At 76.8% G+C, this 10,649-nt stretch carries 4 protein-coding genes; 2 read left to right on the forward strand and 2 right to left on the reverse strand.

Annotation, left to right across the window (positions count from 1 at the left end):
- Positions 1-800 (forward strand): ATP-binding cassette domain-containing protein (locus ABD879_RS30445; RefSeq protein ID WP_345025185.1); only part of this gene is annotated, 800 nt, incomplete at its 5' end.
- Between the two features lie 39 nt (positions 801-839).
- The gene (locus tag ABD879_RS30450; RefSeq protein WP_345025186.1) at positions 840-2,669 is read left to right on the forward strand and encodes an ABC transporter ATP-binding protein; all 1,830 of its coding nucleotides are present in this window, start codon (positions 840-842) and stop codon (positions 2,667-2,669) included.
- An 82-nt stretch (positions 2,670-2,751) separates the two neighbouring features.
- On the opposite strand, the gene ABD879_RS30455 is transcribed toward ABD879_RS30450, so the two are convergent.
- Together ABD879_RS30455 and ABD879_RS30460 are read right to left on the reverse strand one after the other, a co-directional pair.
- A complete protein-coding gene (locus tag ABD879_RS30455; RefSeq protein WP_345025187.1) occupies positions 2,752-2,964 on the reverse strand; it encodes an MbtH family protein in 213 nt (70 codons plus the stop codon).
- Positions 2,961-10,559 carry an amino acid adenylation domain-containing protein gene (locus tag ABD879_RS30460; protein ID WP_345025189.1) on the reverse strand — a complete coding sequence of 2,533 codons (7,599 nt, stop codon included), beginning with the start codon at positions 10,557-10,559 and terminating at the stop codon, positions 2,961-2,963. Before ABD879_RS30460 ends, ABD879_RS30455 begins: the two co-directional genes overlap by 4 nt.
- Positions 10,560-10,649: the final 90 nt, after the last annotated feature.

A 10,649-nucleotide genomic window follows, 5' to 3' on the forward strand; every position in this document is an offset into this window, starting at 1 on the left:
GGGGCCTGCCGCGGCCGGTGCGGGCCGCGGTGCGGCTGCGCGGCGTGTCGTGCGGCGGCGGCGCGCTGCGCGGGCTGGATCTGGACGTCGCGCCCGGCGAGCTGCTCGGCGTCGTCACCACCGACCCGAGGGCCGCCACGTGGCTGCTGCGCCTGCTGGGCCGGTCCGCCGATCCCGACGACGGCGCGGTGGAGCTGGACGGCGTGCCGCTGGCGACGCTCGACCCGGCCGAGATCCGCCGCGCCGTCGTGGTCGCCGAGCACGACGCCGACCTGTTCGAGGGCGCCCTGCTCGACAACGTCGCCGCGGCGGCGGCCACGGACAACGCCGCGGCGGCGGCCACGGACAACGCCGCGGCGGCGGCCATGGACAACGCCGCCGAGGTGGACGGAGGCGGCGCGGCGGAGAAGGCCGTGCACAGGGCGATGGCCGCGGCGGCGGCCGACGAGGTCGCCGCGAACCTGCCGCACGGCACCGCGACGGTGCTGGCCGAACGGGGGCGGTCGCTGTCGGGCGGGCAGCGGCAGCGCGTGGCGCTGGCCCGCGCGCTGGCCTCCGGCGCCCCGGTGCTGGTGCTGCACGACCCGACGACCGCCGTCGACGCGGTCACCGAGGCGCGCATCGCCGAGGGCCTGCGCGAGACCCGGCAGGGGCGCACCACGATCGTGGTCGCCACCAGCCCGGCGCTGCTGGCCGCCGCCGACCGGGTGGTGTTCCTGGACGGCGGCGCCGCGGCCGCCGAGGGAGCGCACGCCGAGCTCGTGCGCCGGCCGGACTACCGCGCGGCCGTCCTGTACTGACCCCCACCACCGACCGAGACCTGCGAGGAGAGCCCTGCGATGACGGCCACGGACGAGCGCGCCGCGGGCGGCCCGAAGGGCGCCGAGCGCGGCGGCGGCACCGAACGGGAGCTGCTGCCGACCGCGTCCGCGCAGCGCGTTCGCGCGGCGGTGCGGCGGCTGGCCCGCCCGCACCGCCGCACGTTCCTGGCCGGGTTCGCGGCGCTGGTCGCCGCGACCGCCGTCGGGCTGCTCACCGCGCCAGTGCTCGGCCGCGTCATCGACCTGGTCGCCGCCGGCCGGCCCGCGTCCGCGCTGACCGCCCCGGCCGTCTGGCTGGTGGTGATCGCGCTCGCGCAGGGGGGGCTGACCGCCTACGGGCTCGGGCTGGTGGCCCGCGCCGGGGAGGGCGTGCTGGCGGCGCTGCGCGAACGGTTCGTCGAGCGGGCGCTGGCGCTGCCGCTGGAGCGGGTGGAGCGCGCCGGGTCCGGCGACCTGACCTCCCGGGTCACCAACGACGTGTCAGTGATCACCACGGTGGTGCGGGAGGCGGTGCCCGCGCTGGCCCGGTCGCTGCTGAGCATCGTGCTGACCTTGGTGGCCATGGCGATCCTGGACTGGCGCTTTCTGGTGGTGGCGCTGCTGGCCGTCCCCATCCAGGCCCACACGGTCCGCTGGTACGCGCGCCGGGCCGTCCCGCTGTACGCGGCGCAGCGGGTCGCGGTCGGGGCCCAGCAGCAGGAGCTGCTCGGCACGGTGGGCGGCGCGGCCACGGTGCGGGCGTTCCGGCTGGAGGACGAGCACGCCGAGCGCGTCGCCGCCCGGTCCCTGACGGCGGTCGAGCTGATGCTGCGCGGGGCGCGCCTGGTCACCCGGTTCTACTCGCGGCTGAACCTGGCCGAGTTCGTCGGGCTGTCGGCGGTGCTGGCGACCGGGTTCTGGCTGGTGCGGGGCGGCAGCGTGAGCATCGGCACGGCCAGTGCCGCGGCGCTGTACTTCCACAACCTGTTCACTCCGATCAACGTGGCGCTCGGGCTCGTCGACGACGCGCAGAGCGCCCTGGCGGGCCTGACGCGGCTGGTGGGCGTCGCGGACGCCGCCCCGCCCTCCCCCGGCCGGGACGCCGCCGGGCACGCCGGCCGGCGGGGCGAAGGCGGTTGCGACGAGTCGGACGGTTCGGTGCTGGTCAGCGGCGTCGGCTACGCCTACCGGCCCGGTCGTCCGGTGCTGCATGACGTCGACCTCCATATCGCGGGCGGGGAGAAGGTGGCGCTGGTGGGGGCCAGCGGCGCGGGCAAGACGACGCTGGCCCGGCTGGTCGCGGGGGTGCACCGCCCGGACCGCGGCCGGATCGCCGTCGGCGCGGACGGCGCCGGGCCCGGCCGGGGCGTGGCCCTGGTGACGCAGGAGGTGCACGTGTTCGCCGGGACGCTCGCCGACGACCTGCGGCTGGTGCGGCCGGAGGCGACCGGTGCCGAGCTGCGCGACGCGCTGGCCCGCGTCGGCGCCCTGGAGTGGGCGCTGGCGCTGCCGCAGGGCCTGGACACGGTGGTGGGCGACGGCGGGCACCGGCTGACCGCCGCGCAGGCGCAGCAGCTCGCGCTGGCCCGCCTGGTGCTGGCCGATCCCCCCGTGGCGGTGCTGGACGAGGCGACGGCCGAGGCGGGCAGCGCGGGCGCGCGGGCGCTGGGGGCGTCGGCGGCCGCCGCGGTCGAGGGGCGCACCGCGCTCGTCGTGGCGCACCGCCTCACCCAGGCGGCCGCGGCCGACCGGATCGTGGTGCTGGACGGCGGCCGCGTGGTGGAGACCGGCACGCACGGCGAACTGGTGCGCGCCGGCGGCAGGTACGCCGAGCTGTGGCGCGCCTGGTCCGACGGCCGCGACGGCTGACCCCGCCGGTCCCCCGGGACCGCGGCCCTCGGGGCCGCGCCGGAGGACCGCGCCGCAGGGCCGCGCTGCGGTGCCGCGCCGGTCAGCCCTCCATGGCCTCGACGAGGCTGCGGGGCCGCAGGTCGGTCCAGTTCTCCTCCACGTAGGCCAGGCAGGCGTCCCGGGAGTCCTCGCCGAACACGACCGTCCAGCCGGCGGGCACGTCGGCGAACGACGGCCACAGCGAGTGCTGGCCCTCGTCGTTGACCAGGACGAAGTAGCGGCCCTCGGGGTCCTCGAACGGGTTGGTGCTCATCGGGTGCTCCTCCTCAGGATGTCGATCAGTTCGTCGGCCAGGGCCTGGACGGTGGCGCGGTCGAACAGCCCCGCGTCGTAGCGCAGCAGGTAGTCCACCGGACCGGGGCCGTGCGGCTCGTAGAGGGCCAGCGTCAGCTCGGCGGCGAGCGCGCCGGTCGGGACGTGCTCGAACGCGGTCACCCGCTCGTCGGCGGGCACCTCGTGGTGCACCACCATCACCTGGGGCGCCGCCAGGCCGAGCGCGGCCGCCACGCGGGCGAACGGCACGTCCTGCCGGTCGAACGCGGCCAGGTCGGTGTCGCGCACCCGCGCCAGCAGCTCGGTGAACTCCGGGTCGCCGCCCGTGCCGGTGCGCAGCACGACGACGTCGGCGAAGCAGCCGACCAGGTCGGCCAGGGCGTCCTCGCCGCGGCCCGCGACCTGGGCGGCGATCGGCAGGTCCGTGCCCGCGCCGTGCCGGGTGAGCAGTGCGGCGAACGCGGCCTGGAACACCATGAACATGCTGGTCCGGGTGCGCGCGGCGAGCGCGTCGACCGCCTCGTGCAGGTCGGGGTCGAGCGCGAACTCCAGGTGGTCGCCGCGGGGGCGGTGGCCGGCGGAGGGCTGCCGGTCGTAGGGCAGCGGGACGCGGCGCGGCATGCCGTCCAGGGCGTCGCGCCAGTACGCCAGCTGCCGCTCCTCGACCCGCGCGACGACCCGGTGCGCCCACAGCGTGTAGTCGGTGTATCCGACGGGCAGGGGCGGCCAGGCCGGCGCGTCGCCGCGCAGCCGCGCCCGGTAGGCGACGGTGAAGTCGCGGAACAGCGGCACGAGCGACCACTCGTCCACGCCGATGTGGTGCATCGCCAGCAGCAGCGCCCGCGCGCCTTCGGGGTCGGTGAGCAGGCAGGCCCGCAGCGGCGGCCGCCCGTCCAGGTCGGCCTCCTCGGCGGCCAGCGCCCGCAGGCCCCCATCCAGGTCGGCGACCCGGTGCTCCTCCAGTTCCAGGGCGGCGGCGCGGTGGCCGTGCTCGGCGGCGACGGTGCGCAGCGGCTCGTGCCGCTCGGCGAGGTCGGCGAGCGCCGCGGCCACGGCCGCGCGGTCGAGCCCGTCGGCGGGCCGGAACGCGAACGCCATGTCGTACGCGGTGCCGGTGCCCTGCCGGTACCGGGCGCGGTGCCACTCCTGCGGCGGGGCGAGCGGGACGGCCTCCGGGCGCGGCTCGGCGGGTGCCAGCGGCGGCCGCGCGTCCTGCTCGCCGCGGTCGCGGTCGAGGCGTTCGGCCAGGGCGGCGACCGTGGGCGCGTCGAACACGTCGCGCAGGGTGAGCCCGGCGTCCAGCGTCGCGCGGATCCGGCCGAGCAGCCGCATCGCCGACAGGGAGTGGCCGCCCAGCTCGAAGAAGCCGTCGTGGACGCCGACCTCGGGCACGTCCAGGACCTCGGCGAACAGGGCGGCCAGCGTCCGCTGCAGCGCGGTCGCCGGCCGGGCCGCCCCGGTCGGCGCCGACCAGTCGGGGGCGGGCAGCGCGCGGCGGTCGAGCTTGCCGTTCGGGGTGAGCGGCAGCGGCCCGTCCAGCACCACCACGGCCGCCGGGACCATGTAGTCGGGCAGCAGCGTCGCGACGTGGGCGCGGAGCGCGGCCGGGTCGAGGGGCGGCGCGCCGTCCTCCGGCACCGCGTAGCCGATCAGGCGGGTGTCCCGGCCGCCGCGGTCGGCGACGACGGCGGCCTGCCGCACGTCCGGGTGGCGGGTCAGGGCCGCGGCGACCTCGCCGGGTTCGATGCGGTACCCGCGGATCTTCACCTGGTCGTCGGCGCGGCCGAGGAAGTCGAGGTTGCCGTCCGGGCGCCAGCGGGCGCGGTCGCCGGTGCGGTACATGCGGGCGCCGGGCGGCCCGAACGGGCACGCCACGAACCGCTCCGCGGTGAGGACGGGGCGCCCCAGGTAGCCGCGGGCGAGGCCGCGTCCGGTGACGTACAGCTCGCCGGGCACGCCGGGCGGCACGGGACGCAGCCGCTCGTCCAGCACGAACACCTGGGTGTTGGGGTCGGGCCTGCCGATCGGCACCGCGCCGCCCGACCAGCCGGGCTCGGCCGGCCACAGCGTGGAGTTCACCGTGGCCTCGGTCAGCCCGTAGGCGGCCAGCAGCCGCAGGTGCCCGGCCCAGCGCGCGACCACGTCCGGCGGGACGGTCTCGGTGCCGACCAGCACGGTGGCGCCCTCGGGCAGGACGCAGTCGGGGGGCAGGGCGGCGACCAGCGACGGCGGCAGGATGGCGTGGGTGATGCCCTGCTCGGTCATGAAGTCGGCCAGCTCGCGGCCCGGGACGCGGGCGGTGTCGGGGATGAGCACCAGCCGGCCGCCGTGGCACAGCGCCATCGTCAGCTCGAAGACCGTCACGTCGAAGCCGATGGAGGCGAACTGCAGCACGCGGCTGTCGCGGGTCAGCCCCATGCGGTCCACGGCGGTGGCCACCAGGCTGCCGATGCCCTCGTGCGGGACGACGACGCCCTTGGGCCGCCCCGTCGACCCGGACGTGTAGATGACGTAGGCGGCCTGGTCGAGCGCCACCCACGGCAGGTCGTCCCCGCCCGGTTCGATCCCCGCCAGTTCGGCGGCGGCCTCGGGGGCGTCCAGGACCACCGGCCGCACGCCGTCGACCTGCGGCACCTTGCCCGCGACCTGCTCGGTCACCACGACGGCCGCGGCGCGCGCGTCGGCCAGCATGTAGGCGAGGCGGTCGGCCGGGTGGGCCAGGTCGAGCGGGAGGAACGCCGCGCCGAGCTTGTTGACGCCCAGCATCACCGCGACCATCTCCACCGAGCGCGGCACCGCCACCCCGACGACGCTCTCGTCGCCCACCCCGTACAGCGACAGCAGCCGGGCCATGCGGTCCGACAGCGCGTCGAGTTCGGCGTAGGTGACGGTGCGGGCGCCGTCCACGACGGCGACGGCACCGGGCCGCTCGGCGGCGCACCGCCGGAACAGCTCGGGGAGGGTCAGCTCCGGCACCACCCGGTCGGTTCGGTTGAAGCCGGCGAGGACGCGTTCGCGTTCGCCGCCGGTCAGCAGGTCGATGTCGGCGACGCGCACCGACGGGTCGGCGGCCGCGGCCGCCAGCAGGCGGGTGAGCCGCTCCCCCAGCGCCGCGACGGTCGCCCGGTCGAACAGGTCGGAGCGGTACTCCAGCACGCACGCCAGGCCGCCGTCCGGGCCGTGCTCGGCGAAGCCGAACACCAGGTCGAACTTGGCCGTGCGGGCCCGGACCGGCTCGGGCCGGGCGTCCAGTCCGGCCAGGGCGAACCCGGCGGACGGGCGGCTGCGGTAGCCGACCATGACCTGGAACAGCGGGTTGCGGTCGGCCGAGCGGACCGGGTTCAGCTCCTCCACCACGGCCTCGAACGGCACGTCCTGGTGGGAGAAGGCGGCCAGGTCCGTCTCCCGGACGCGGGCGAGCAGCTCGGCGAACGTGGGGTCGCCGGACACGTCGGTGCGCAGCACCAGGGTGTTGACGAAGAAGCCGACCAGGTCGTCCAGGGCCCCGTCGGCGCGTCCGGAGACCGGCGCGCCGAGCGGCAGGTCGTCCCCGGCGCCGAGGCGGTGCAGCAGCGCGGCGACCGCCGCGTGGCACACCATGAACATGGTGGCGCCGCCGCGCTGGGCGACCCGGCGCAGGGCGGCGGTGGCGTCCGGGTCCAGTTCGACGGTCAGCTCGCCGCCGGACATGCTGGGCCGCGCCGGATACGGGCGGTCGGTGGGCAGTTCCAGGCGTTCGGGCGCGCCGTCCAGCGTCTCGCGCCAGTAGGCGAGCTGGCGCGCGGCCAGGCTGCCGGGCTCGGACCGGTCGCCGAGCAGGGCCCGCTGCCACAGCGTGTAGTCGACGTACTGGACGGGCAGCGGCTCCCATTCGGGTGCGCGTCCGGCGGTGCGGGCGGCGTAGGCGGTGGACAGGTCGCGCAGGAACGGCCCGTCGGACCATTCGTCGGTGGCGATGTGGTGCAGCACCAGCGCCACGACGTGCTCGTCGTCGGCCAGCCGGACGGCGGTGGCGCGCAGCGGCAGCTCGGACGACAGGTCGAAGCGGCGGCCCAGCACGTCGGCCAGCACCCCGTCGAGCTCCGCCTCGCCGGCCGCCACCACGTCGAACTCGGGTCGGGCGTCCCCGGCCGGCACGATCCGCTGGTACGGGCGGCCCTCGTGTTCGGCGATGAGCGTGCGCAGCGCCTCGTGCCGGGCCGTCACGTCGGTGAGGGCGGCGCGGAAGGCGTCCGCGTCGAACGCGCCGCGCAGCCGCATCACCAGCGGGAAGTTGTAGGCGGCCGAGGGCGTGAGCTGCTCGATCATCCACAGCCGGCGCTGCGCGGACGACAGCGGCGGCTCGGCGGGCCGCGTTCGGGCGGGGACGAGCGCGGGCCGGCCGGTGCCGGAGGAGGCGGCGGCGCGTGCGGCCAGTTCGGCGACGGTGGGCGCCTCGAACAGGTCGCGGATGGCCAGTTCCGCGCCGAGCGCGGCGCGGGCGCGGCCGATCAGCCGGGTGGCCAGCAGCGAGTGGCCGCCCAGGTCGAAGAAGTCGTCGTCGATGCCGACCCGCTCCGCCTCCAGCAGCTCGGCGAACAGCCCGCACAGCATCTCCTCGGCGGGGGTGCGCGGCGGCCGGCTCTCGGCGGCGGCGGTGACGGCGGGGGCGGGCAGCGCGCGCACGTCCAGCTTGCCGTTGACGGTCAGCGGCAGCCGCTCCACCGGCACCAGCGCCGCCGGGACCATGTAGTCCGGCAGCCGCGTCTTGAGGTGGGCGCGCACTTCGGCGGTGAACGCGTCGGCGTCCCGGACCGGCCAGGTGTCGGGCACCAGGTAGCCGACCAGGCGCTTGACGCCGCCCGGCCCGGAGGCGTCGGCGACGACGGCGGCGTGCGCGACGTGCGGATGCTCCTCCAGCGCGGCGCCGATCTCGGCGGGCTCCACCCGGTAGCCGCGGATCTTCACCTGGTCGTCGGTGCGGCCGAGGAAGTCCAGCAGGCCGTCGGGGCGGCGGCGGACCAGGTCGCCGGTGCGGTACATGCGGTCGCCGGGCGCGCCGAACGGGTCGGCGACGAACCGCTCGGCGGTCAGGCCGGGGCGGCGGTGGTAGCCGCGGGCCAGGCCGACGCCGGCGATGTACAGCTCGCCGGGCGCCCCGTCCGGCACGGGGCGCAGCGCCGCGTCCAGCACGTAGGCGCGGGTGTTCCAGATGGGCCGGCCCACGGTCGGGGTGTCGCTGTCGAAGGTGCCGCCGCCGAGCGTGTTGATCGTGTACTCGGTGGGGCCGTACAGGTTGTAGCCGAACGTGCCGTCGGTGTCGCGCAGCCGGGCCCAGACGGTCTCGGTGACCGCCTCGCCGCCCAGCAGCACCAGCGCGGGGCGGTGCCGTCCGGCGTCCGGGTCGTGCTCGAGCAGGCCCTCCTCGATCAGGTGGTGCGCGTAGGTGGGGGTGACGTTGACGACGTCGATGCGGTTGCGGTCGCAGTAGGCGACGAGCGCCTCGGCGTCACGGCGCAGCTCCTCGTCGCACACGTGCACCTCGTGGCCCTCGACCAGCCACAGCAGCTCCTCCCACGACATGTCGAACGCGAACGAGACCGTGTGGGCGATGCGCATCCTGCGCCCGCCGGCCGAGGCGATCGCGGGGCCGAAGACGGCCTCCCGGTGGTTGAGCTGCATGTTGGTCAGGCCCCGGTAGGGCGTGACGACGCCCTTGGGCCGGCCGGTGGAGCCCGAGGTGTAGATGATGTAGGCCGGGTGCTCCAGGCGGCCGGGGCGGGTGCGTTCGAAGCCGGGCCGTTCGGCGTCGGTGAGGTCGTCGCCGGGCAGGGCCGCCAGCGCGCCGGCGACCGCCGGGTCGTCCAGCGCGATCCGGTGCGGCTCGGCGGGCAGCACGGACGCCGCGACGGCGGTCGTGGTCACCACGCAGACCGGCTCGGCGTCGGCGAGCATGCGCGCCAGCCGTTCGGCCGGGTGGTCCAGTTCCAGCGGCAGGTAGGCGGCGCCGGTGCGCAGCACCGCGAACAGCGCCGCCACCATGTCGGCCGAGCGCGGCAGCGCCAGCGCCACCACCCGCTCGGGTGCGGCGCCGTGCGCCAGCAGCAGCCGGGCCAGCCGGTTGACGCGGGCGTCCAGCTCGGCGTAGGTGAGGGTCTCGTCCTTGGCGACGAGGGCGATCGCGCCTGGGGTGCGGGCGGCCTGCGCGGCGAGCATCTCCGAGACGGTCTCGCCGGGCAGGGGGCGGCGGGTGGCGTCCCAGTCGGCGGCGAGCGCCCGCCGCTCCCCCGGCTCCAGCACGTCCAGTGCGCCCACGCGCGGGGGCCGGTCGGCGTCCAGCCCGTCGACGAGGCGTTCCACGGCGGTGGTGAAGCGCCGCAGCAGGGTCTCGGCGAACGCGCGGTCGATCACGTCGGGGCGGTGGTCCAGCTTCATCCGCACCTGCGGGCCGGGCGTGACGATGAACGTGATCGGGTAGTGGGTGGCGTCCACCCCTTCGGCCTCCACGATGCCGTGGCGGCGGCGCAGGCCGGCCATGTCGTCCTCATCGCCGAGGTTCTGCAGCACGTAGAGGGTGTCGAACAGGCGGGCGTGCCCGGACGCCTGCTGGATGTCGCCGAGGCCGAGGTAGTCGTGCGGCATGAGCGCCACCCGTTCGCCCTGGACGCGGCGCAGCAGGTCCGGGACGGTCTCGCGCGGGTCCAGGGCGACGCGCACGGGCACCGTGTTGAGGAACATGCCGATGGCAGACTCCACCCCGGGGACGTCGCCCGGCCGTCCGGCCACGGCGGTGCCGAACACCACGTCGCCGCGGCCGGTGGCGTTGGACAGCACCAGCGCCCACGCGGCGCTGAACACGGTGTTGAGCGTCAGGCCGTGGCGGCGCGCCGCCTCGTACAGCCGCTCGGTCAGCGGCCGGGGCAGTTCGGCGCGGCAGCGGTCGGGGATGACCGGTTCCAGGGCGCGGTCGACGGGCCCGACGAGGGTCGGCTCCTCCAGGCCCGCCAGCGCGTCCCGCCACGCGGCGGCGGCCCGGTCGGCGTCCTGCCCGGCCAGCCAGGCCAGGTAGTCGCGGTAGGAGCCGGGCGGGGGCAGGTCGGAGGCGTCGCCGCGCCGCTCGTACAGGGCGATGAGCTGCTCGAAGAACAGCCAGGCCGACCAGCCGTCCCACAGGATCAGGTGGTGGGTGAGCACCAGCCGGTCGGTGTCGTCGCCGAGCCGGATGAGCAGCATGCGGAACAGCGGCGGCCGGGCCAGGTCGAAGCGGCGCCTGCGGTCGGCCGCCAGGACGTCGTCGACGGCCGCGCGGCGCCGGTCGGCGTCCAGCGCGGACAGGTCGACCTCCTCCAGCACGGGTTCGGGGTCCGCGCCGATGAACTGCACCGGCCGGCGGAGCCCGTCGCCGGTGAACCCGGCGCGCAGCGCGTCGTGCCGGGCCAGCATCGCCGCGCACGCGGCGCGCAGCCGGCCGGCGTCGACGCGGTAGGGGAAGTCGAAGGCGACCTGGGCGGTGTAGACGTCCAGTGCGCCGGTGTCGTAGCTGGAGTGGAAGAACAGCCCCTCCTGCAGCGGCGACAGCGGCCAGACCTGCTGCACCGGGACGGGGCTGATGCGCGCGAGGCGGTCCCGTTCCGCGTCGGTCAGCGCGACCGGCGGCGAGCTCGTCGCGGCGCCGGGCGCGGCGGG

It is taken from the genome of Actinomadura keratinilytica, from assembly GCF_039539665.1.
Taxonomy (GTDB): domain Bacteria; phylum Actinomycetota; class Actinomycetes; order Streptosporangiales; family Streptosporangiaceae; genus Spirillospora; species Spirillospora keratinilytica.